Source organism: Amycolatopsis iheyensis, from assembly GCF_024703995.1.
GTDB classification, from domain to species: Bacteria; Actinomycetota; Actinomycetes; order Mycobacteriales; family Pseudonocardiaceae; genus Amycolatopsis; species Amycolatopsis iheyensis.
In genome coordinates this window covers 426,677-448,402 of record NZ_JAMXQV010000001.1, presented here as the reverse complement: position 1 = coordinate 448,402, position 21,726 = coordinate 426,677, and the positions used below count along the sequence as shown (strand labels likewise).

The following is a 21,726-nucleotide window of genomic DNA, read 5'->3' as shown; positions in this document are numbered from 1 at the left end:
TGGTGACTAGGCTCAAGGCCCGTGAAGTCCCTCGACGACGTCCTCGCCGCGCACGGTGTCGGCGTCCGCCCGTTGTACCGCGTCATCGACCTCCTGCGCACCGGCGACCACGACCTCGCCGAGCTGGTGCGGCTGTCCACGGCGCCGCGGCGCAGCGTGGAGGACGTCCTGAACGCCCTCGGCGACGACCTCGACCGCAGCGGCGACCGGCTGCGGATCGCCCCCGGCGTCGCCGCGTCGTACCTGCAGTACAGCGCGCCGCGCTACGCCGACCCGCTCGACGAGGCCGTCGCGGGCCACGAGCTGCTGCCGAAGGTCGCCGAGTGGGTGGCCGAGGTACCGTCGCCGCTGGCCGCGCTCGACCACGTGCAGGCGACGCCGGAGACGGTGCTGCGCCGCGCGCTGTGGCTCGACGCGCACTACGACCTCGCGTCGGCGCGGCTGCTGTTCCTCGGCGACCACGACCTGACGTCGCTGGCGGTGCGCGCGGTCTGCCCGGCGGCCTCCTTGACGGTCGTCGACCTCGATGAGCGCGTCCTCGCCTACCTGGACGACCGCGGCGGGCGCGAGATCGCGACCGCGCACACGGACCTGCGCGTCGGGCTGCCACCGGCCCTCGCCGGCCGCTTCGACCTGGTGTTCAGCGATCCGCCGTACACCCCGGAAGGCATGGGCCTGTTCGCCGCGCGCGGCGTGCAGGCACTGCGGGAGCCCTCCGAGGGCCGGCTGTTGTTCGCCTACGGCTACAGCCCGCGGCACCCGGCGCTGGGCGCGCAGGTGCAGCGCTCGCTGGCGACGCTCGGGCTGACGTTCGAGGCGATCCTGCCCGGCTTCAACCGGTACTTCGGCGCGCAGGCGATCGGCAGCGCGGCGGACCTGTACGTCTGCCAGCCGACGGCGAAGGCCAAGAAGGTGCGCAGCGGCAAGGCGATCTACACGCACGGCCCGCAGTCGGTGGAGGCGGCCGGGACGAAACCGGCGTTGCTGGAGAAGCTGAAGGAAATCGCCGTCGCGGGCGGGCTTTCGCTGGAGTCGCGGCCGGTGGACTGGTCGATCTCCGGACCCGAGGGCGACGCGGTCGCGATGGACCTCTCGGCGGACCCGGGCCCGTGGCTGCTGCGGACGCTGCTGGGCACGAACGCCCGGCGGCTGGCGCTGCTGGTGCCGAACGCGCACCCGGACCTCGCGGACCAGGCGTCCCAGGAGGCGCTGGCGTCCCTCATCCGGGGCAAGTACGCGCTGCGTTACCTGCGCAGCACACCGGACAACCGGCACGCGGTGGTCGTCGCGGACGCGGTGGAGCAGCAGGACGAGGTCCTCACCCGGGCGCATGCCCGCCTGGCGAACGTCTCCCTCGACGTCCCCGACGACCTGGTGGACCTGCGCCTGGTCGACGTCCCCCGCCACCGCCTGACTGAGCTCCTCTGAGACGCCGAAAGCGGCACTTTCACGTGAAAGTGCCGCTTTGGCGCCGGGTCAGTCGGTGACGCCGTCGGCCTGAGCGGCCTTCGCCACCGCGGCCGCGACCTCGGGGGCCACGCGCGGGTCGAGCGGGGACGGGACGATCCGGTCCGGACCCAGGTCGTCCATCGCCACCGAGACGATCGCCTCGGCCGCGGCCAGCTTCATGCCCTCCGTGATCGCGCGGGCGCCGGAGTCCAGCGCGCCGCGGAACACGCCGGGGAACGCCAGCACGTTGTTGATCTGGTTCGGGAAGTCGCTGCGGCCGGTGGCCACGATCGACGCGTACCGCGCGGCCACGTCCGGGTGAACTTCCGGGTCCGGGTTGGACAGTGCGAACACGATGCCGCCGCCCGACATCCGGCCCAGCAGGGCCTCGTCGATCGTCGCGCCGGACAGGCCGAGGAACACGTCCGCGCCCTCGAGCGCCTCCGCGAGCCCGCCCTTCAGGCCGGCCTTGTTCGTGGTCGCGGCCAGGCGTTGCTTGACCGGGTTCAGGCCCTCGCGGCCTTCGTGGATGATGCCGCGCGAGTCGAGGACGGTGACGTCCCCGATGCCGGCTTCCTGCAGGATCCGGGCGCAGGCGACCCCCGCCGCGCCGGCCCCGGAGACGACCACGCGCTGGTCGGCGATCGCCCGGTCGAGCACCAGGTTGGCGCCGCGCAGGGCGGCCAGCGTGACGATCGCCGTGCCGTGCTGGTCGTCGTGCATGACCGGGCAGTCCAGCGCCTCCTTGAGCTTGTCCTCCAGCTCGAAGCAGCGCGGCGCGGAGACGTCCTCGAGGTTGACCGCGCCGTAGGACGGCCGCAGCCGCACCATCGTCTCGACGATCTCGTCGACGTCGGTGGTGTCGAGCACCAGCGGGATCGAGTCGAGCCCGCCGAAGGTCTTGAACAGGACCGACTTGCCCTCCATGACCGGCAGCGACGCGCTCGCGCCGATGTCGCCGAGGCCGAGCACCGCCGTCCCGTCGCTCACCACGACGACGAGCCGGTCCGCCCACGTGTACCGCTTGGCCTTGGCGGCGTCCTCGGCGATCGCACGGCTCACCTTCGCCACCCCGGGGGTGTACGCGATCGAAAGGTCACGCGGGCTGGAAATGGGGCGGGTGGCCGCCACCGAGAGCTTGCCGCCCTCGTGCCCGGTGAAGATCTCTTCGTCGGTGACCGGCGCGCCGGCGCCGGTGGGGTCGCTCATGGGCTTTCCTGTCGTCGTTTCCGGCATTCGTCCTGAGGGAATGACAGAACTCGCGGTTCGAACCTGTGTCACGTGAATTACTCCTGGGCATGCGAGCTGGGACCACGGCTACAGGGGACACCGTGGTGATTCCCGGCACGGCAGCCCAGCGCGGTAGCGCCGGCCTGTCGGCGAGGCGTCACGTCGGCCATCGGTGCCGTGGGTCTGGCGATGGCCGCGGACGCGGCGGTCCGTTCATTGTGACAGGTCTTGTCCGGCAGGTGACCCCTCGGTGCGGTTCATGTCACATCCCCCGACATTTCCGGCAATTCCCAAGACGTCCGTCCGGTTTTGTTGGCGGCGGATATGGTGACGGCATGCAATTCCGGCAGCTGAGCGTCCCGGACGCCTTCGAGTTCTTCCCCCGGGCGTTCCCCGACGATCGGGGCCTGTTCGTCGCCCCCTTTCAGGAGGACACCTTCCGCGAAGCGGCCGGGCACCCCCTGCGGCTCGGGCAGTCCAACCACAGCGTTTCGCGGCGCGGCACGATCCGCGGCATCCACTTCGCCGACACCCCGCCCGGCCAGGCCAAGTACGTCTACTGCCCGCGCGGCGTCCTGCTCGACGTCGTCGTCGACCTGCGCGTCGGCTCGCCGACGTTCGGCGCGTTCGAGGCGGTCACGCTCGACTCCAGCGAGTACCGCGCCGTCTACCTCGCCGAGGGCCTCGGCCACGCCTTCGTCGCCCTCGAAGACGACACCGTGATGGCCTACCTCTGCTCCGAGCCGTACAACCCGACGGGTGAGCACGCGATCACCCCGCTCGACCCGGCGCTGAACCTGCCGTGGCCCGCCGACATCGAGCTGATCCTGTCCGACAAGGACCGCGACGCGCCCACCCTGGCGGAGGCTCGCGAGCAGGGCTTGCTGCCGACCTACGCGGACTGCGTCGCGTACTACGACAAGCTGCACCTGGCGAACTGACCACCACCGCCCCGGTCGTCCGACTGCTTGCGAATTTACTAAGCGTGCATATAGTCTGCCCGCATGACACTTTACGAGTACGAGCACACCGAGACCTCCACCGCGCCCGCCGCCGCGATCTGGCCGCTCTGGGCCGACACCGCCCGCTGGCCGGAGTGGGACGCGGGCGTCCGCTCGGTGGTCCTGGCGGGGGCGTTCACCGCCGGGACCAGCGGGACGATGACGATGGCCGGGATGCCGCCGATCCCGTTCACGCTGACCGAGGTCACCGACGGCCGGAGCTTCACCGACGAGACCCGGCTGCCCGACGCGTTCCTGCGCTTCGAGCACGTCCTGACCGACGTCGAGGGCGGCACGCGGATCACCTACCGCGTCACCGTCGACGGGCCGGAGGGGTTCGGCCCGCAGGTCACGTCGGACACTCCCGACGCCATGCAAGCGCTTGCGCGACTGGCCGAGGCAAGCACCTCCGGGGGTCCGGGTGGCGGAGCCCCCGGCCGGGGCGAAGCCCCGTATGACGAGGCAAGCTTGCGAGCATGACCGCCCCGGAGTCCCGCCTGCCCGGCCCCGAACGCAGCCCCGGCTTCCTGCTGTGGCGCGTGACACTGGCCTGGCAGCGGGCGATGCGGGCCGCGCTGGCGCCGCACGACCTCACGCACGTCCAGTTCGTGCTGCTGACCACCACGTGGTGGCTCACCCGCTCGGGCGAGCCGCCGACCCAGCGGCAGCTCGCCGAGCAGGCCGGCACGGACACGATGATGACCAGCCAGGTCGTCCGCAAGCTGGCCGATCGCGGCCTGCTCGCCCGTGCCGACGACCCGGCCGACGCCCGCGCGAAGCGGCTGGAGGTCACGAAGGCCGGACTGGACCTGGTCGCGAAGGCGCTGAAGGACGTCGAAGCCGCCGACGCGTCCTTCTTCGCCGCCACCGACGACGGCTTCGTCGAGTCGCTCGCCAGGCTCAGCCCGTGAAGTCCTCGGCCAGGACGCGCTCGATGTTGCGCTCGGCCAGCGCCGTGATCGTCACGAACGGGTTGACGCCGGTGCTGCCCGGGATCAGCGAGCCGTCCGTGACGTACAGGTTGCGGTAGCCCTCGACCCGGCCGTAGTCGTCCGTCGCTTCGCCGAGCACCAGCCCGCCCAGTGGGTGGTAGGTGAAGCGGTTCTCGAACGGGCGCGTGTCGCCGAACAGGTCGTGGCGGTAGATCGTCCGGTTCGCCCGGTTGATCTTGTCGAACAGCGCCTTCGCGGCGTCGATCGACGGCTGCCCCTGCGACGCCGCCCAGTGCAGCTTCGCCGAGTCGGTCGCCGCGTCGTAGGTGAAGTGCCCGCGTTCGGGGTTCTTCGTGATCGCGAGGTACAGGCTGACCCACGTCTCGAGCCCGGCCGGCACCGGCGCGATCTCGGCGAAGGCCGGGTGCACCGGGTCGGCCCAGTTGTCGATGCCGAGCGCGGGCATGCCCGACTGCAGGCTGCCGGTGGTGTCCCAGACGTGGTTGGCGCGCCCGCACATGACGTTCCCGTTCGTCCCCCAGCCCTGTCCGATTGCGGCGTTCAGCCTGGGCAGGCGCCCGGTGTCGCGGGCGCGGAGCAGCAGCTCGGTCGAGCCGACGCTGCCCGCGCCGAGGAACAGCGACTTCGTGGTGACGTGCTGGGTGCCCAGGACCGTGCCGCGCTCGTCGATCTCCCGCACCACCAGCGTGAACGTGCCGTCCGGCTGCCGGAGGATCTCGCGGACCTCGGACAGCGCCCGGATGGTCACGTTCCCGGTGCCGAGCGCGGCGGCCAGGTAGGACTGGTCGAGCGAGCGCTTCCCGTGGTTGTTGCCGTAGATGACCTCGGACGCGTCCGCCGAGCGCGGCACCTCGCCCGCTTCCTCGCGCCGTAGGTAGTCGACATTGTATACAGTGGATACGAACGTGGTGGCGAACCCGGCTTTGCGCGCGGCCTTCCGCGAGACGCGCGCGTACTGGTAGGAGCGGCACGTCTCGAACCAGTCCGGGTCCACGACGTCCACGCCGAGTTCGGCCCGGGCTCGCGGGAAGTAGCGGCCGTACATCTCGTCGGCGTCGACCCGCGGCAGGATCTCCTCGAAGTAGGACCGCTTCGGCGTCACCGCCATCGCGCCGTTGACCAGCGAGCCGCCGCCGACGCCGCGGCCGAGGTAAACCCCCATGTCGCCGTAGCCGACCCGGTCGAGCACGCCGGCGTGGCGCGGGATGTCGCGGTTGGCCAGGTCGAGCCAGAGGAACGACGCCAGCGGCGCCTCGGTGCGGCCCTTGAACCACATCGCCCGCTCGTCGGGCGCGAGCATCGAGCAGAACACCTTGCCGTCGGCGCCGGGGCTGTTCCACAGCTTGCCCATCTCGAGCATCAGCGTCGGGATCCCGGCCTCGCCGAGCCGCAACGCCGTGACGGCGGCGCCGTAGCCGGTGCCGATGACCACTGCCGGCGAGTACGCCGGGAGCGGCGTGGCGGCCGCGGGCCGCGTCGAGACCGTGGTCAGCCCGAGGGCGGCGGCGGAGTTCAGGGCGGCGAGGCCGAGGAACCGGCGGCGGGAGAAGGCAGACATGGACCCGAGCATGCCCGAGTTCAGTAAACGGCGTTAACTAAATGAAACGTGTCTCACCCGGTTGAGGGAAATCCGAGGGCTTCCCCTGGGGGCGATCCCGGATGTCCGCGGCCCGCGGCGCGAGCAAGCTCACCGGCATGAAACTTCTCGCACTGGGGGCAGCCGCGGTCGCCGCGGCCGCACTGGGGGTCGCGCCCGGGACGGCGTCCGCGGAAGAGCTGCCGGTCTTCGACTTCACCGACTGCCCGGCGCCGCCCGCGAACGCCGACCCGGGCACGTGGCGCTGCGAAGCCTTTGTCTCCCAAGGAAAGCTGACGATCGGCGACCGGGTGATCCCGCTCGGCGAACTGCGACTCACGTTCAGCGAAGGCCGCGTGAACGGCGAGTACGCGCAGGTGTTCGGCTCGCTGCGACACGCGCCCGCGCGCGTCCCCGGCCTGGCCGGCGCGACGATCCAGCTGCGCTACGGCGGGTACTCCGACTTCCACAGCGACGACGTGCGCCGCGGCGAGCTCGACGTCTACGCCGTGCTGCGGCACCCGTTGCTGCGCAAGGGCTGCAGCATCGGCACCGCGGCGAAGCCGCTGCACACCGTCGTGCACGACGACCCGGCCGTCCCGCCGCGGATCATCTCGGAGAACCCGCGGACGGCGTTCTCCGGCGTCGTCGACCCGGACCTCGCGCTGCCCGGGACCACCGGCTGCGGTGCCCTCGGCAAGCTCGCCGACCGGCGCCTCGGCCTGCCGTCACCAGCCGGCGAGAACGCGTTCCACCAGGCGTCGTACGTGCGGTACAAGCAGCTCTAACGCTTCTTCGGCGTCACCCAGATCGTGATCGTCCCGGTGACCACCGGTTTGCCGTTCGTGTCCGAAATGGTCACCGGGACGTCCAGTTCGACACCCTCGTCGCCGAACTCGGGCAGCCCGGGCAGCGACGCCACCGCGCGCAGGCCCGTCTCGGCCTTCGCGACGTACTGGACGTTCATGCCCTTCGGCAGCCAGCGGTGCGTCGGCGGGACGGTCGCCTCGGCGAGCATGCCCATCGCGATCTCGGCGAGGTTGCAGGCGGCGATGGCGTGGAACGTGCGGATGTGGTTGTAGACACCCCACCACTTCGGCGCGGTGACCTCGCAGTGGCCCGGCCGCAGCTCCCGCACCGACGGCAGCACCGTGCGGAAGTACGGCACGCGCACGCACATCGCGGCGCTGAACAGCTGTTTTCCGCCCGGCTTCGCGGCCAGCTTGTGCCACAGCGCGAACGTCGGCGTCTCGGTCATCGCCCCTCCTTGAACTAAGCTACTGGCCAGTAGCTAAGCAGGCGACCTGCCGCCGCGCAAACGGCCGGTTATATTCGCCCGCGTGGCGAACCGTCTCTTCCTCCTCCGGCACGGCCAGACCGAATGGTCGCTGAACGGGCGGCACACCGGCCGCACGGACATCCCGCTGACCCCGGCAGGCGAGGGCCAGGCGCTCGCCGCGGGCGGCACGCTCCGGACGCTGGTCGGCGGGCCGTCGCTGGTGCTCTCGAGCCCGCGCTCCCGCGCGCTGCGGACCGCCGCGCTGGCCGGGCTGCGCGTGGACGAAGTCACCGAGGACCTCGCCGAGTGGGACTACGGCGACTACGAGGGCGTCACCACGCCGAAGATCCGCGAGACCGTGCCGGGCTGGACGGTCTGGACGCACCCGATGCCGGGTGGCGAAAGCGTTTCCGACGTCTTCGACCGCGCGGACCGCGTGCTTTCGCGAGCGCGTCAGGACATCGAAGCCGGCGACGTGATCCTGGTCGGGCACGGGCACTTCAGCCGCGTGCTGGTGGCGCGCTGGCTCGGCCTCCCCGCCACGGCCGGGGTCCACTTCGGACTGGACGCGGCCGGCATCGCGGTGCTCGGCGACGAGCGCGGCGAGCCCCAGATCGAACACCTCAACCTGCCGCCCGCCCTGGAGGACTGAAGTGCCCGACGACCGCATCCGCCGGATCCGGCCCGACGACGTCGAGGCCGCCGTCGCCCTGGCGTACGCGCTCGCGGACTACGAACGCGCGCCGGACGAGTGCCACCTGACCGCGCCGCAGCTGCACGAGGCACTGTTCGGCGACGCGCCGAAGCTGTTCGGGCACGTGGCCGAGGTGGACGGCGAGGTCGTCGGCTTCGCGGTGTGGTTCCTCAACTACTCGACCTGGCGCGGCGTGCACGGGATCTACCTGGAGGACCTGTTCGTCCTGCCGTCCCACCGCGGCTCCGGCCTGGGCAAGGCCCTGCTGGCGGCGCTGGCGGCGGAGTGCGTCGCGAACGGCTACGCCCGGCTCGAGTGGTCGGTCCTCGACTGGAACCCGGCAACCCAGTTCTACAAGGCACTGGGCGCGGTCCCGATGGACGAGTGGACCGTGAACCGCCTCACCGACGAACCCCTGAAGGCCCTGGCCGCGGAGGCGTAACCCGCGTGATCGGAGCCGTCATCCGCGTGATCAGAGCCGGATCTCGCGTGATCGAGGCCGTAACTCGCGAGATCCGGCGCTGATCACGCGAGTTACGGCTTCGATCACGCGAGTTACGGGCCTGATCACGCGAGTCCCGGGTTCAGTCTTCTTCGTGGCCTTCGCGCTCGGCGCGGCGGCCGGCCAGGCCGCCGCGTTCGGCGGCTTCCGTTTCCGTCTCGCCCTCGCGCAGGCCCAGCGCCCACTCTCGCGACGGGCGCCGGAACAGCAGCACCAGCGCGACGATCCCGAGCAGCGCGACCGGCACGCCCCAGACCGGCTCGCCCGACGGGCCGAGCAGGTACCAGCCGAGGCCGATCACGATCAGCGCGATCACCACCCCGGGCGAGCGGGCCCACGTGTGCCCCAGCACCAGCCCGGCCGACGCGGCCAGGAACGCCAGCGCCACCACGATGAACGTGCCCGACTCGACGAAGACGTTGTTGCCCGGCTGAGCCGGCGCGCCCAGGCCCTTGACCAGCACGATCACGCCCAGCACCAGCAGGGCGAGCGACGGCACCGCGGTGACCGCGCCGGCCAGCCGGACCTCACGGGGTGCGGGCGAGAGCTTCACAGCGGGCCTTCCGGGAGATCTTTCGCGGGGACACAGTGGACCCCCACCAGGGCGGGTCACCGTGCGTGAGCTGATTCGATCGTATGCCACCCGGTCGGCCGTTTTCCCGGGGCCGCCCGGGCCCTGAGAATCAAGGTGTCGTCGATGAGCGGGCGGTCGGCCCGGGTGCACTTGTCACGACGCGCGGACACCCGCACGTGAAGGAGGACCGCCCGCCACAGGGTCTCGAAGGTGCTGTTCCCCGGGGTTGCGCCCGTCACCATGGGCCGCCGGAAGGTTCTCGGACCGCCGGAAGTCACCTACTCTGCGGTGGTGCGCGCAATCCTCGTCGTGAACCCTCAGGCCACCTCGACCACCGCCGGTGGCCGGGACGTCCTGGCGCACGCGCTCGCCAGCCAGGTGAAGCTCGACGTGGTCGAAACCGACTACCGCGGGCACGCCATGGCCGTCGCGCGCTCGGCGGCGCGGGACGGGATCGACCTGGTCGTGGCCCACGGCGGCGACGGCACGGTCAACGAGGTCGTCAACGGCCTGCTGGCCGATTCCGACGGCGATCCCACGCAGATCGGACGTGTCCCGGCGCTCGGTGTCGTCCCCGGCGGCTCGGCCAACGTCTTCGCACGCGCCCTCGGCATCTCCTCGGACCCCGTCGAGGCCACCCACCAGCTGCTGCACGCGCTGGAGCACGAACGCTCCCGCCGGGTCGGGCTCGGCCTGGCCGACGGGCACTGGTTCACCTTCAACGCCGGCCTCGGCTGGGACGCCGACGTCGTCGGCCGCGTCGCCAAGCGCCGCGGCAAGCAGACGACCGCCGGCCTCTACATGCGGGCCGCCGTCCGCTCCTACTTCCGGCCGCCGCTGGGCCGGCCGGCCCTCACGATCCGCATCCCGGGTGAGGAACCCGCCGAAGCGCTGACCGCTTTCGTGTCGAACACCGATCCGTGGAGCTACCTGGGCGAGCGTCCGGTCCACCTCAACCCGGGTTGCTCGTTCGAGACGGGATTGGGTTTGTTCGCGTTGAACGGTCTGGGGTTGCCCACGGTGTTCAAGCATGTACGCCGTGCTTTGGCTACGAAGAGCAACCAAAAAGGCAAGCGTCTCGTGCGTCACGATGACCTGCCGATGATCCGCATCGACGCAGCTGAACCGGTAAACTTCCAGGTGGACGGCGACCTCGTCGGCCAGCGGACCCGAGTGGAGTTCTTCAGCGTCCCGAGTGCACTCACAGTAATCGTGTGACGACTGAGCCTCTGATCGCTTGCGGCAAAGTGCAACCTGCCGTTCGTCGACGCAGAAGCTCCACTCAGCGCATCAGCCTTCCGTCAGGCGGGCTGTTTCGGAGAGAAACCGCAGGTCAGAAGCGTCGCTCGGCCGGGTGAGCTGACTCACCGATCTTCAGGAAACCCTTGTCGAAAGCAGTGCTTCGTGAAAGCATTCACAAGCACCCGAAAACACGACCGCCATTGACGACTGTGGCGCGGCCCTCCCGCGCCATATGAAGGAGCTCACGAACATGGACTGGCGCCACGACGCGGCCTGCCGAGACGAGGACCCCGAGCTGTTCTTCCCGGTGGGAACCAGCGGTCCTGCTCTGTCGCAGGTAGCTCAGGCGAAGGCCGTGTGCCACCGCTGCACCGTCGCTTCCGACTGCTTGGCCTGGGCTTTGGCCAGCGGCCAGGACGCGGGCGTGTGGGGCGGCATGAGCGAGGACGAGCGACGCGCGCTCAAGCGCCGCCGTACGCACATCGGCACGCGTACCAACGCCTGAAGTTCTACACAGATCCACCGTTTCACCCGAGCCGAGTAGGAACTTCACCCGGCGGGCATTCCTGTGCCCACGCCGTCTGTGGTGATACCTACCTGACTCAAGTTTAACAACCGAGGCGAAACCACCCGAACACGGGTGCGCTGAAACCTCACCGGGACTTGCTTTCCGAAGCAGGACAGTCCTCCGCAAAACGTTGAACGGCCCGGCACCGCATGCACCAGGTGCCGGGCCTTCAGCGTGTTCACCCCTCCGCGACCGCACCCGATCACGTTCACCACAACGGGAATGCCCGGCGGTGATCGAGTCCAAACGCGACTGTCTACAAGCGACGCGAAAGAGGGATGCGCAGCGCGGCTTCGGTTCCGGTCACCCGGGTCGACGACGCCTCGGTGCGCACCTTCCGCAGCGACAGCGAGCCGCGCAGTTCGGACTCCACCAGCGTCCGCACGATCTGCAGGCCGAGGCCGTCCGAACGCTCCAGCGAGAAGCCCGACGGCAGGCCGCGCCCGTTGTCGCGGATGACGACGTCGAGCCAGCGCGCCGAGCGCTCCACGATCAGCTCGACCTTGCCGGACCGGCCGGCCGGGAAGGCGTGCTCGACGGCGTTCTGCACCAGCTCGGCCAGCACCATCACCAGCGGCGTCGCGATCTCCGCGACGACCACCCCGAACGAGCCCGTCCGCTTCAACCCGACCTGCGACTCCGCCGTGGCGACCTCGCCGACCATCGGCAGCACGTTGTCGAGCAGCTTGTCGAGGTCGACGCGCTCGTCGACGGAGATCGACAGCGCCTCGTGCACCAGTGCGATCGACGTCACCCGGCGCACCGACTCGGCCAGCGCGAGCCGCGCCTCCTCCGACGTCGTCCGCCGGGACTGCAGGCGCAGCAGCGCCGCCACCGTCTGCAGGTTGTTCTTCACCCGGTGGTGGATCTCGCGGATCGTCGCGTCCTTCGACAGCAGCGCGCGGTCGCGCCGCTTCACCTCGGTGACGTCGCGGACCAGCACCAGCGCGCCCGCCGCCTGCCCGGCCGGCCGGAGCGGCAGTGCGCGGAACAGCACGACGGCGCCGCGTCGCGAGTCAGCCTCCGTGCGGCTCGACGGCTTCCCGTCGAGGGCCTCGATGATCCGGTGCGACACCTCGGTCGCGTCGAACGGGTCGCGGATCAGCGACCGCGTCAGCGGCGCCAGGCGCGTGCCGACCAGGTCGGACTCGTGGCCCATCCGGTGGTAGGCGGACAGGCCGTTCGGGCTGGCGAACACCACGGTGCCGCTCGAGTCGAGCCGGATCAGCCCGTCGCCCACCCGCGGCGAGGTGTGCGTGTCGGTCGCGTTGCTGCCGTTCGGCGGGAACGTGCCGTCGACGATCATCTGGCACAGGTCGCCGGCGCTGCCCAGGTAGGCGATCTCCAGCGGCGACGGCACGCGCGGCGCGGCCAGGTTCGTCTCGCGGCTCATCACGGCGATGACGGTGTCGTGGAAGCGCACCGGGATCGCCTCGCGCCGCATCGGCAGGTCGCGGTACCAGTGCGGGTCTTCCTCACGGCAGATCCGCACCTCGCGCATGGCCTTCGCCAGCTGCGGATGCTCCTCCACGGTGAACCGGGTGCCGACGACGTCCTCGGGGTGCGCGGTGGGCGCCGTCGTCGGGCGTGCGTGCGCGACGCAGACGAAGTCGCCGCCGTCGGGCTGCAGCTCCTCGGTCACCGGGACCCAGAGCAGGAAGTCGGCGAAGGACAGGTCGGCCAGCAGCTGCCACTCCGCGACGACGGTCTGCAGGTGGTCGGCGGCCTCCCCGGGGAGGCCGGTGTTGTCGGCGAGCAGTTCGGCGAGCGTGGACACGGGACTACTCGACCACCCCGAGCAGGTCACCCTGCTGGACGAGGTCGCCCTGGCGGACGGCGAGGCGCGCGAGCGTGCCCGCACCCTCGGTGACCACCGGCAGCTCCATCTTCATCGACTCCAGGACGAGCACGGTGTCACCCGCGGCCAGCGCGGCGCCGGGCTCGGCGACGACCTGCAGCACGGTGCCGACCATTTCGGCTCTGATCTCGGCCATCGACACCCTCCTCGCGCTCGCCCGGACCACCCCATCCAACCAGAACGGGACGTCATGACACACTTGAGAGGTTGACCAGCTTTGACGACGAGGAGTGAACATGTCGAAGCGCGCCCGCAAGCGTCGCAGCCGGAAGAAGAACGCCGCGAACCACGGTGGCAAGCCCAACTCCTGAGCCGGCGCCGGCACGCAAAAGGCCCCCGCACCGAAGTGCGGGGGCCTTCGTCGTGCTCAGGCGCTACTCGGACCGCTGCTCGAGCGTGATCTCGGTGCGTTCCACCGTGACACCGCCGCGCGTGGCGACGGTCTGGCGGATCGACGCGCGCAGCCGGCTCTTCAGCTCGGCCGGGGCGTGGTCGCCGCCGCACTTGCGGGCCAGGAGCTGCTTGATGTGCTCGTCGATGCCGTACTCCTCGAGGCACGGCGGGCAGTCGTCGATGTGGGCGCGCAGGGCGGCGTCCCGCTCGGGGCTGCACTCGCGGTCGAGCAGCAGGTAGATGTCGGCGAGCGCCTCTTCGCAGCGGACCTTGTCGGACGCGCCCTCGCACATGTCGTTCATCGCCCCGCCACCTCCTCCTTGGCGCCGCGGATGAAGCCACGCTCGCGGGCGACGTCGGCGAGCAGGTCGCGCAGCTGGGCGCGGCCGCGGTGCAGGCGGGACATCACGGTGCCGATGGGGGTGTCCATGATCTCGGCGATCTCCTTGTAGGCGAAGCCCTCGACGTCGGCCAGGTAGACGGCCAGCCGGAACTCCTCGGGCAGCTTCTGCAGCGCGGCCTTGACGTCGGTGTCGGGCAGGTTGTCCATCGCCTCGACCTCGGCCGAACGCAGCCCGCTGGAGGTGTGGCTCTCCGCCTTGGCGATCTGCCAGTCGGTGATCTCCTCGGTGGGCTGCTGCACCGGCTGCCGCTGCCGCTTGCGGTAGCCGTTGATGTAGGTGTTGGTGAGGATGCGGTACATCCACGCCTTGAGGTTCGTGCCGGCCTTGAACGACGCGAAGGCGGCATACGCCTTGAGGTAGGTCTCCTGGACCAGGTCCTCGGCATCGGCGGGGTTGCGGGTCATCCGCATCGCGGCCGAGTACAGCTGGTCGAGCAGCGGCATCGCGTCCCGCTCGAAGCGCTCGGCGCGCTCGGCCTCGGTCGCTTCTTCCGACGCTGGGTTCTGCGTGCTCGGCAAACCGGTCCCTTCCCGCTCGGCGTCGATGCGCGTGCGCGCATACGGCGACGTCGAGTTTACGCGGGGGCCGGGCACACCGCGGTTCGCCGGTGCCTCAGGGCGGCGACGGCTGCGAGAGCGTGTGGTGGCGAGCGTTGTGGTCACGACCCGTACAACCGATCGGGTGGGGCGCGCATTCCCTAGACTGCGGCGCATGGCTGGCAAGGGCACCCCGGCGACGGCGGTTCTGACGAAGCAGAAAGTGCCGCACACGCTGCACGCCTACGACCACGACCCGCGCGCGGAGTCGTACGGCCTGGAGGCGGTGGAGGCCCTGGGACTGGACCGGGCCCGGGTGTTCAAGACGCTGGTCGCGGAGGTGGACGGCCGGCTCGTGGTGGGTGTGGTCCCGGTCACGGGCCAGCTGGACCTGAAGGGTCTGGCGGCCGCGGCAGGCGGCAAGAAGGCGAAGATGGCCGACCCGGCGGCGGCGCAGCGAGCCACCGGGTACGTGCTGGGCGGGATCTCGCCGCTGGGCCATCGGAGCCGGCTCCCGGTGGTGATCGACGCGTCGGCGCCGACGTTCGAAACGGTGTTCTGCTCGGCCGGGCGGCGGGGGTTGGAGATGGAGCTGGCTCCGGGTGATCTGGTCCGGCTGGCTTCGGCAGTGGTGGCGCCGATCGCCGCCTGAGCTGGGGAAATGCGGCCCAGGGCCACCCCGGACAGCCCCCGCCCATCCCGGGGGGCGTCCCTAGTCCAGCGTATCGGGCCTGGGGCCGAAAAAACCCAGCCGCGCGAATCTGTGGACAACCGAAGCCGATGTGGACAACTCAGGCCAGCGGACGCAGCACCCGAGACAGCCACTCGGTAGCCGCCCGCGACACCGTCTCCAAATCTTTCGACAGGCTGTGGTCCCCATCCACCAGCACGATCTCGTGGTGCGGCCCGGCCGCCGGCCGCCCGAACGGGTCCCGCTCCCCCTGCACCACCAGCACCGGGACCTCGACCGCATCCAGTTCCGGCTGGCGGGTCTTCTCCGGCCTGCCCGGCGGGTGCTCCGGGAACGCCAGGCACAGCACCGCCACCGCCTGCCCGGCCGACGCTGTCCGGCAGGCCACCCGGGCGCCCGACGAGCGGCCGCCGAAGACGAACGGCAGGGAGTCGAAGCGCTCCGACAGCTCGTCCGCGATCGTCAGCCAGGCCGTGTCCAGCTGGTTCGCCGGGGCCGGCGCGCGGCGGCCCGCCACCCGGTAGGGCTGCTCGACCAGCGCCACGTGCACGCCAGCCATCCGGGCCGCGCGCGTCACCGCCACCAGGTCCTTCGCCCCGAGGCCGCCGCCCGCGCCGTGGCCGAGCATCAGCACCGCCTCGCCCTCCTCGGCGCAGTGCAGGTACACCCGGGCCGGGCCGTACGCGGTGTCGATCGCCAGGGCCGTCATGACTTCGGCACGTCGAACAGCGCGTCTTCGTTCGCCGGGTCGACGCGCTCCAGCAGCTCGGGCCCGTTGTTGCGGACGTTGTTGACCAGCGTCGAGATCGGCCGCAGCTCCAGCGACTCGACGATGTCGTCCGGCGTCGGCACCAGCAGGTCCTTGACGTCCTCGCGGTCCGGGTCCAGCCAGCCGTCCCAGTGCGCCTTGGGCACGATCAGCGGCATCCGGTGGTGGACGTCGGTGAGCTGCCCGGCGGCGTCGGTCGTGATGATCGAGAACGTGATCAGCGGCGACGCGTTGTCGTCGTCCTTCGGCCGCCAGCTCTCCCAGATGCCGCCGAACGCGATCGAGGAGCCATCCGGCTCCGTCATGTAGAACGGCTCCTTCTCCTTGCCCGTGCGGCGCCACTCGAACCAGCCGTCGGCGGGCACCAGGCAGCGGCGCGACACCAGCGCGCGGCGGAAGGCGGGCTTCTCGGCGGCGGTCTCGGCGCGCGTGTTGATCATCCGCGAGCCGACCGACGGGTCCTTCGCCCAGAACGGCACCAGGCCCCACTTCATCATCCGCAGCGACCGCTGGGCGGGCTCGTCCTCGAGGACTTCGCCGTCGTCGTCGCGTGGGTGCCGCTGCACGACCGTGACGACGTTCTTGGTCGGCGCGACGTTGTGGTCCGCACGCGCGTGGCCCTCGGTGAGGTCGATCGCCTCGAACTCCTCGATCAGCTTCGCCGGGTCCTTCGTAGCGGCGTAGCGGCCGCACATGAGCAACCTCCTCTGCCGGACAGGACGCCATCGTTACACGCAGGCCAGGGCCCTGGCGAGCGGCGTGGGATCATTCGGGTGGACACCGGAGCACGGGAGGACGGCGGGGTTGGCGCGCAACGACTGGAGCAAGCTGGACGAGTCCGACGTCCGCGTGCGTCCGGGGAAGGGCACCCGCCCCCGCAGCAAGCGCCGTCCCGAGCACGCCGACGCGGTCAACGCCATGGTCATCGGCAAGGACCGCGGCCGCTGGACCTGCGCGATCGACGCCGATCCCGACCGGGTGATCACCGCGATGCGGGCCCGGGAGATGGGCCGGACACCGGTGGTCGTCGGCGACCGGGTCGGCGTGGTCGGCGACGTCTCGGGCAAGCCCGACACCCTCGCGCGGATCATCCGCGTCGACGAGCGCACCAGCTCCCTGCTGCGCACGGCCGACGACACCGATCCGTACGAACGGCTGGTCGTGGCCAACGCGGAGCGCCTGCTGATCGTCACCGCCCTCGCCGACCCGCCGCCGCGCACCGGGTTCATCGACCGCTGCCTGGTCGCCTGCTACGCGGGTGGTGTCGAGCCCGTGCTGTGCCTGACGAAAGCCGACCTCGCCAGCCCGGACGAGCTGCTCGCGGGCTACGCCGGCCTCGACATCCCGGCGATCGTGACCCGCTACGACGAAGAGCCCGAAGGCCTCGCGGAGATGCTGAAGGACCGCGTGACGGCACTGGTCGGCCACTCCGGTGTCGGCAAGTCGACATTGGTCAACCGCCTGGTCCCGGACGCCGACCTGGCCGTCGGCGTGGTGAGCGGGGTCGGCAAGGGACGGCACACGTCCGTCGCGGCGGTGGCGCTGCCGCTGCCGGACGGCGGCTGGGTGATCGACACGCCGGGTGTGCGCTCGTTCGGGCTGGCCCACGTCACCGCGGACGACATCGTCGACGCCTTCGAGGAGTTCGCCGAAGCCGCCGAGGAGTGCCCGTCGGGCTGCGGGCACCTGGGCCCGCCGGAAGACCCGGACTGCGCGCTCGACGACGTCGTCACCGAGGGCCGCGCCGGCGCCGAGCGGCTCACGTCGCTGCGGCGCCTGCTGGCCTCGCGCGGCGGCCACGACGTGACCCGGGCCACGGACGCCTGAGGCAACCGGGAACCGACTCCGCATCGTCACCGTCCCAGAGGTAACCATTCGCCCGATCGGGCGATAGTCCGAGCGGAAGATCCAACTCCTGAGGGGATTTCGATGCGCAAGACCACCCTGGTCGCCGCGAGCGCCGCGGCGTTGGCCCTGACGCTGTCGGCATGCAGTGGCAACACGTCCGGCACCGCCGAGCCGGCCGCCGCGGGCAGCCAGACCCAGGCCGGCGGCAGCGGCCTCGCCTCGCCGTTCACCGACGCGATCCAGCTGGCGTCGGCGTCCAAGCAGGGCACCGAGAAGTCCAAGTCGGCGAAGTTCACCATGGAGGGCTCCGCCGCCGGTCAGAGCATGAGCGCGACCGGCGCGATGGCCATCGACGGCGCGAACACCAAGTTCTCGATGACCAGCACCGCGGCGGGCCAGACCACCGAGATGCGCCTGGTCGACCAGGTCATGTACATCAAGCTGCCCGCCGACCAGCAGGCGCAGATGGGCACCGACAAGTCGTGGGCGAAGATCTCGTCCGAGGGCACCGACCCGATCTCGCAGGCCATGGGCAGCGCGCTGACGCAGACGGCCGACCAGAGCGACCCGAGCAAGATGCTCGAGCAGATCTCGAAGGCGGGCCGGATCATCTCGTCCGACCAGACCGAGCTGAACGGCAAGCAGGTCAACCACTACAAGGTCGAGCTGGACGTGGCCAAGGCCGTCGACCAGTTCGCCGGTTCCGCGCCGGCCGCGACCCGGGACAAGGTCGCCGGGATGCTCAAGGGCAAGGACATCAAGATCCCGGCCGAGCTGTGGCTGGACAAGGACAACCTGCCGGTGCAGGTGACCATGGACCAGGGCCCGATGATGCAGGCGCTGGGCGCGCCGGCGGGCGACGCGAAGTTCACGATGAAGTACAGCGACTGGGGCACCCAGGTCGACGTGACGGCCCCGCCGGCCGACCAGGTCGTCGACCTCGGCGAGCTGATGAAGAAGGCCGGTCGCTGACCGGACGACGCTGAGTAGCAGCGGCTCCCCCGAACGGGTTCGGGGGAGCCGCTGTGTTTTTGTTGGCGCCATGCGCAAAGCCGTCGTGCTGCTGCTCGTCCTGCTCGCCGGCTGTTCCGGCGCGCCACCCCCACCGGCGTTCCCGGACGCGCGGGCCCTGGCCGACGCCGCCACAGCGGCCACGACGAGCGCCGGCTCGGCGAAGTTCGGCACGGACGTCGCGGTGGGGTCCGTCCGCTCGAAGGGCCAGGGCCAGGCCCGCTTCGGCGCGGGCGGAACGGCACAGGTGATGACGACGGACTTCCTCGGCGACCCGCTGGAGCTGCGGCAGGTGGCGGGCAAGCTGTACGCGAAGGTCCCGGAGGGCTCGCGCGACGAGGTGGGCACGGGCAAGCCGTGGGTGGCGGTCTCCCCGGACGGTAACGACCCGTTCTCCCAGGTCCTGGGCGGCAGCTTGACGCAGCTGGCGGCCCAGAACGACCCGGCGCACACCCTGGGCGAGATCCGCACGGCGGGCACGATCGTCTCGTCGGAGCGCACGGAGCTGAGCGGGGTGGCCGCGGAGCACTACCGGGTGGAGCTGGACCTCGCCCGGCTGGGCGGCGACCTGCCGGCGGGGCTGCCCCCGGAGTCGACGGGCAAGTTCCCGGTGGAGCTGTGGCTCGACGACACGCACCGGCCGTTGCAGGTGGTGCTGGATCTTTCGCCGATTCTTCAGGGGGCGGAGGCTCGGATCACCACGCGGTACAGCGAGTGGGGTGGGCCGGTGGACGTGCAGGCGCCGCCTCCGGGTGAGGTGGGGTAGTCAGGTCCGCCTTCGTTCGAACGGCGACGGATTTGCGGTGTCGGTGATCGGGACGACGGGGCGCGCAGGCTTTTGGCGGCGGGCACGAGGTGCGTGGGCCGGCCTGGGATGCCTCACGCGCACCCGTCCGTCGAGGCGGCGAAGTGCGCCGGTGGAGCCGGGTGACTTGCCCTCTGATCCCGCCCTCTGGGCCTACACGGCCACGGCCGGCGCTGAAGGGTGAGCTGGGAGGGCCCTGCCGAAGTGGCTGGTTCGCGGATGCCGCTGACGTGGTCAGCGGATGCCCACGACCAAGCCGATGCCGCTGTAGCGGGGCGAACGCGCGTCCCCGAACCCGGACGGGTTCACTGCGGGCCGGCCCCCAGCCCCAAAAGACATCCCCCGCCCATCCCCGGGGGGCGTCCCCAGTCCAGTCTACCGGCCACCCCCCACGCGAACCCGCACTCAAGCCGAGTTGTCCACAGGTTGACCCACCTGTGGACAACTCAGAGGAGCTCCAGCAAGAACGGCAGTTCCTGCGGCGCATACCAAGCCAGTTCATGATCCTCGGCATCCCCGAGCGTGAACTCCGCATCGGGGTCACCTAGATCCGCCGCGTCGATCACCGCCGCGGCCGCCGACACGGCCTCGGCCGCCTCCGAAGCGTCCACGTGGATCGCCGCGACCAGTTTCAGCGGGATCGGGCCGCCGATTCGGACCACCGGGGCGTCCAGGTCCGGGCGCAGCGTCACGCCTTCCACGTCCGCCGAGACCACCACCCGGCGGGGCTCGCCCTTCTCCTCCGCCGCGATCAAGCGCAGCGACGCCCGGGCCGCGTCCAGCAACGCCGCGTACTCCAGCTCCTCGTCCGAGCCCGACGAGTACGCCTCGCGCAACGCCGGTGTCAACGCGAACGCCGTTCCGCTGCGGGCGCGGAACTCCCCCGACGATTCGAGGTCGCGAAGCATCGCGATGGTCGCAGGCAGATAAACCCTCACCAGTGCGCACCCTTCAGCTCTTCCAAGGACTCTTCGATCATCCCGGCCACCAGATCGACGTCGAACGCGGCCTTGCGGTCGCCGTTGAGTCCGAAGTAGACGCCGCCGTGGTAGGACGTCACCCCGATCGCCAGGGCCTGGGTGCGCATCAGCGGCATCACCGGGAACATCTCGACCAGTCTGGCCTCTCCCGCGTACATCGGCATCTGCGGGCCCGGCGAATTGGTCACCATCACGTTGAAGATGCGCCCGGACAGCGACCCCGCCGCCCGCGCGCCCAGCGAATGGAGGGTGGCCGGCGCGAAGCCGCCCACCTTGAGCAGCCCGCGCGCCGCCACCGAGCGGCCCGAGTCCAGGTGCTCGGCCATCGCGTGGCCGATGTGCTGCAGCCGCAGCACCGCGTTCGGCTCGCCGACCGGCAGGTCCACCAGGTATGCCGCCACCTGGTTGCCGACCAGCGCCGGCGTCGAGTACTCCGCCGTCTCCGCGTCGCGCACCGCCAGCGGCACCAGCGCGCGGACCGTCGTGTTCGGGGTCAGCGTCTCCTCGCGCGACAGCAGCCATTCGCGCAACGCGCCGGTGACCGCCGCGAGCACGACGTCGTTGACCGTGCCGCCGTGCGCCGCGCGGATCTTGCGGAAGTCCTCCAGCCGCGTGCGCACCGCCGCGAACACCCGGCCGCCGGACACCCGGACGTTCAGCGGGCCGGACGGCGCCGGGCGCACCAGCGTGCGCAGCGTCGACGCCACGCCGCCGACGGTGTCGGCGAGCTTGCCCGCCGCCGCGACCGCGTCGTTCGCCGCCGACCGGACGTTCTCCACCACCTCGCCCGGCCGCTGGACGCCCTCGCTGACCGCGTCCAGCACCAGCTGGGTGCGGCTCGGCTCGCGCCGCGGCGTCCAGATGTCCTCGAACGGCTCGGGCTCGGCCGGCGTCGGGTCGAGGATGAGCTGGCCGAGCTCGATCGTGCCGACACCGTCCACAACGGACTGGTGGGTCTTCGTCACCAGCGCCACCCGGTCGCCGGCCAGCCCCTCGATGAAGTAGGCCTCCCACAGCGGCCGCTCGGGCGCCAGGCGCCGCGACATCAGCCGCGCGACCAGGTCGAACAGCTGCTCGTCGCTGCCCGGCTGGGGCAGCGCCGAGCGCCGGACGTGGTAGTTCAGGTCGAAGTCGACGTCGTCCACCCACACCGGCCGCGCCAGGTGCCCCGGCACCTCGAGGACGCGCTGCCGGTACCGCGGCAGGTACGCCAGCCGCGCCCCGACGAGGTCGAGCAGCTGCGCGTAGCTGAACCCGGACCGCGGCCGTTCGAAGATCGCCACCCCGCCGACGTGCATCGGGGTCGCGTGGTCCTCGACGTAGCGGAACGAGGCGTCCAGCGCGGACAGGCGGTCGGGCATGA

General features: G+C 71.1%; 26 protein-coding genes. 14 read left to right on the top strand and 12 right to left on the bottom strand.

The features are described 5' to 3' along the window. Nucleotides 1–21 precede the first annotated feature (21 nt). Complete coding sequence (locus tag M8542_RS02250) at nt 22–1,428, top strand: bis-aminopropyl spermidine synthase family protein (RefSeq protein WP_257918256.1); 1,407 nt, start codon at nt 22–24, stop codon at nt 1,426–1,428. A gap of 48 nt (nt 1,429–1,476) precedes the next feature. On the opposite strand, the gene M8542_RS02245 is transcribed toward M8542_RS02250, so the two are convergent. Beyond that, nucleotides 1,477–2,658 (bottom strand): NAD(P)-dependent malic enzyme, encoded by a 1,182-nt coding sequence (locus M8542_RS02245; RefSeq protein ID WP_257918255.1) that lies wholly within the window; start codon nt 2,656–2,658, stop codon nt 1,477–1,479. A gap of 356 nt (nt 2,659–3,014) precedes the next feature. Between M8542_RS02245 and M8542_RS02240 the strand changes: the two genes are divergently transcribed. From M8542_RS02240 to M8542_RS02230, 3 genes are all read left to right on the top strand, one after another. After that, nucleotides 3,015–3,620, top strand: coding sequence for a dTDP-4-dehydrorhamnose 3,5-epimerase family protein (locus M8542_RS02240; protein ID WP_257918254.1), 606 nt, complete (start codon nt 3,015–3,017; stop codon nt 3,618–3,620). A gap of 63 nt (nt 3,621–3,683) precedes the next feature. Next, nucleotides 3,684–4,160 (top strand): SRPBCC family protein, encoded by a 477-nt coding sequence (locus M8542_RS02235; RefSeq protein ID WP_257918253.1) that lies wholly within the window; start codon nt 3,684–3,686, stop codon nt 4,158–4,160. Further along, a complete protein-coding gene (locus M8542_RS02230; RefSeq protein ID WP_257918252.1) occupies nt 4,157–4,591 on the top strand; it encodes a MarR family winged helix-turn-helix transcriptional regulator in 435 nt (144 codons plus the stop codon). The genes M8542_RS02235 and M8542_RS02230 overlap by 4 nt, the downstream gene beginning before the upstream one ends. Here the strand turns inward: M8542_RS02230 and M8542_RS02225 are convergent. Then, complete coding sequence (locus M8542_RS02225; RefSeq protein ID WP_257918251.1) at nt 4,581–6,191, bottom strand: GMC oxidoreductase; 1,611 nt, start codon at nt 6,189–6,191, stop codon at nt 4,581–4,583. The two genes, M8542_RS02230 and M8542_RS02225, sit on opposite strands and share 11 nt — an antisense overlap. A gap of 137 nt (nt 6,192–6,328) precedes the next feature. Here M8542_RS02225 and M8542_RS02220 point away from each other — a divergent pair, with 137 nt between their 5' ends. After that, nucleotides 6,329–6,997: a hypothetical protein gene (locus M8542_RS02220; RefSeq protein WP_257918250.1), complete on the top strand. Its 669-nt coding sequence runs from the start codon at nt 6,329–6,331 to the stop codon at nt 6,995–6,997. On the opposite strand, the gene M8542_RS02215 is transcribed toward M8542_RS02220, so the two are convergent. Continuing rightward, nucleotides 6,994–7,467, bottom strand: coding sequence for a hotdog fold domain-containing protein (locus tag M8542_RS02215; RefSeq protein WP_257918249.1), 474 nt, complete (start codon nt 7,465–7,467; stop codon nt 6,994–6,996). The genes M8542_RS02220 and M8542_RS02215 overlap by 4 nt on opposite strands. An 82-nt stretch (nt 7,468–7,549) precedes the next feature. Here M8542_RS02215 and M8542_RS02210 point away from each other — a divergent pair, with 82 nt between their 5' ends. Further along, a complete protein-coding gene (locus M8542_RS02210) occupies nt 7,550–8,140 on the top strand; it encodes an acid phosphatase (protein ID WP_257918248.1) in 591 nt (196 codons plus the stop codon). A 1-nt stretch (nt 8,141) separates the two neighbouring features. Beyond that, nucleotides 8,142–8,624: a GNAT family N-acetyltransferase gene (locus tag M8542_RS02205; RefSeq protein WP_257918247.1), complete on the top strand. Its 483-nt coding sequence runs from the start codon at nt 8,142–8,144 to the stop codon at nt 8,622–8,624. 142 nt (nt 8,625–8,766) lie between these two features. Here M8542_RS02205 and M8542_RS02200 read toward each other — a convergent pair whose 3' ends face one another. Further along, nucleotides 8,767–9,237 carry a hypothetical protein gene (locus M8542_RS02200; RefSeq protein WP_257918246.1) on the bottom strand — a complete coding sequence of 157 codons (471 nt, stop codon included), beginning with the start codon at nt 9,235–9,237 and terminating at the stop codon, nt 8,767–8,769. A 312-nt stretch (nt 9,238–9,549) separates the two neighbouring features. Between M8542_RS02200 and M8542_RS02195 the strand changes: the two genes are divergently transcribed. Both M8542_RS02195 and M8542_RS02190 read left to right on the top strand, forming a co-directional pair. Then, nucleotides 9,550–10,476, top strand: coding sequence for a diacylglycerol/lipid kinase family protein (locus tag M8542_RS02195; protein WP_257918245.1), 927 nt, complete (start codon nt 9,550–9,552; stop codon nt 10,474–10,476). 274 nt (nt 10,477–10,750) lie between these two features. Further along, entirely contained in the window at nt 10,751–11,005 is a 255-nt protein-coding gene (locus M8542_RS02190; RefSeq protein ID WP_072481920.1) for a WhiB family transcriptional regulator, read from the top strand. A 319-nt stretch (nt 11,006–11,324) separates the two neighbouring features. Here the strand turns inward: M8542_RS02190 and M8542_RS02185 are convergent, their stop codons facing one another. Then, nucleotides 11,325–12,845, bottom strand: coding sequence for a sensor histidine kinase (locus M8542_RS02185; RefSeq protein WP_257918244.1), 1,521 nt, complete (start codon nt 12,843–12,845; stop codon nt 11,325–11,327). Nucleotides 12,846–12,849: 4 nt separating this feature from the next. Next, nucleotides 12,850–13,062, bottom strand: a complete 213-nt coding sequence (locus M8542_RS02180; RefSeq protein ID WP_257918243.1) for a biotin/lipoyl-binding carrier protein — start codon at nt 13,060–13,062, stop codon at nt 12,850–12,852. 100 nt (nt 13,063–13,162) lie between these two features. Here M8542_RS02180 and M8542_RS50560 point away from each other — a divergent pair, with 100 nt between their 5' ends. Continuing rightward, on the top strand, nt 13,163–13,237 hold the full coding sequence (locus M8542_RS50560; RefSeq protein WP_370444718.1) for a 50S ribosomal protein bL37: 75 nt from the start codon (nt 13,163–13,165) through the stop codon (nt 13,235–13,237). A gap of 63 nt (nt 13,238–13,300) precedes the next feature. Here M8542_RS50560 and rsrA read toward each other — a convergent pair whose 3' ends face one another. Beyond that, nucleotides 13,301–13,621: a mycothiol system anti-sigma-R factor gene (gene rsrA, locus M8542_RS02175; RefSeq protein WP_257918242.1), complete on the bottom strand. Its 321-nt coding sequence runs from the start codon at nt 13,619–13,621 to the stop codon at nt 13,301–13,303. Further along, nucleotides 13,618–14,241, bottom strand: coding sequence for a sigma-70 family RNA polymerase sigma factor (locus tag M8542_RS02170; protein ID WP_257918241.1), 624 nt, complete (start codon nt 14,239–14,241; stop codon nt 13,618–13,620). Before M8542_RS02170 ends, rsrA begins: the two co-directional genes overlap by 4 nt. Before the next feature lie 193 nt (nt 14,242–14,434). On the opposite strand from M8542_RS02170, the gene ybaK reads away from it, so the two are divergent. Beyond that, complete coding sequence (ybaK, locus tag M8542_RS02165) at nt 14,435–14,911, top strand: Cys-tRNA(Pro) deacylase (RefSeq protein WP_257918240.1); 477 nt, start codon at nt 14,435–14,437, stop codon at nt 14,909–14,911. A gap of 139 nt (nt 14,912–15,050) precedes the next feature. On the opposite strand, the gene M8542_RS02160 is transcribed toward ybaK, so the two are convergent. Both M8542_RS02160 and M8542_RS02155 read right to left on the bottom strand, forming a co-directional pair. Further along, a complete protein-coding gene (locus M8542_RS02160; protein ID WP_257918239.1) occupies nt 15,051–15,659 on the bottom strand; it encodes an alpha/beta hydrolase family protein in 609 nt (202 codons plus the stop codon). After that, nucleotides 15,656–16,414 carry an SOS response-associated peptidase gene (locus M8542_RS02155; protein WP_257918238.1) on the bottom strand — a complete coding sequence of 253 codons (759 nt, stop codon included), beginning with the start codon at nt 16,412–16,414 and terminating at the stop codon, nt 15,656–15,658. The genes M8542_RS02160 and M8542_RS02155 overlap by 4 nt, the downstream gene beginning before the upstream one ends. Before the next feature lie 109 nt (nt 16,415–16,523). On the opposite strand from M8542_RS02155, the gene rsgA reads away from it, so the two are divergent. The 3 genes from rsgA to M8542_RS02140 all read left to right on the top strand — a co-directional run bounded on the left by rsgA (nt 16,524) and on the right by M8542_RS02140 (nt 19,344). After that, entirely contained in the window at nt 16,524–17,546 is a 1,023-nt protein-coding gene (gene rsgA, locus M8542_RS02150; protein ID WP_257918237.1) for a ribosome small subunit-dependent GTPase A, read from the top strand. Nucleotides 17,547–17,648: 102 nt separating this feature from the next. After that, nucleotides 17,649–18,539 carry an SCO4651 family lipoprotein gene (locus M8542_RS02145; RefSeq protein ID WP_257918236.1) on the top strand — a complete coding sequence of 297 codons (891 nt, stop codon included), beginning with the start codon at nt 17,649–17,651 and terminating at the stop codon, nt 18,537–18,539. 70 nt (nt 18,540–18,609) lie between these two features. Further along, on the top strand, nt 18,610–19,344 hold the full coding sequence (locus tag M8542_RS02140) for an SCO4651 family lipoprotein (protein ID WP_257918235.1): 735 nt from the start codon (nt 18,610–18,612) through the stop codon (nt 19,342–19,344). 485 nt (nt 19,345–19,829) lie between these two features. On the opposite strand, the gene M8542_RS02135 is transcribed toward M8542_RS02140, so the two are convergent. Together M8542_RS02135 and M8542_RS02130 are read right to left on the bottom strand one after the other, a co-directional pair. Beyond that, entirely contained in the window at nt 19,830–20,321 is a 492-nt protein-coding gene (locus M8542_RS02135) for a DUF6912 family protein (protein WP_257918234.1), read from the bottom strand. After that, nucleotides 20,318–21,724: a WS/DGAT/MGAT family O-acyltransferase gene (locus M8542_RS02130; protein ID WP_257918233.1), complete on the bottom strand. Its 1,407-nt coding sequence runs from the start codon at nt 21,722–21,724 to the stop codon at nt 20,318–20,320. Before M8542_RS02130 ends, M8542_RS02135 begins: the two co-directional genes overlap by 4 nt. Nucleotides 21,725–21,726: the final 2 nt, after the last annotated feature.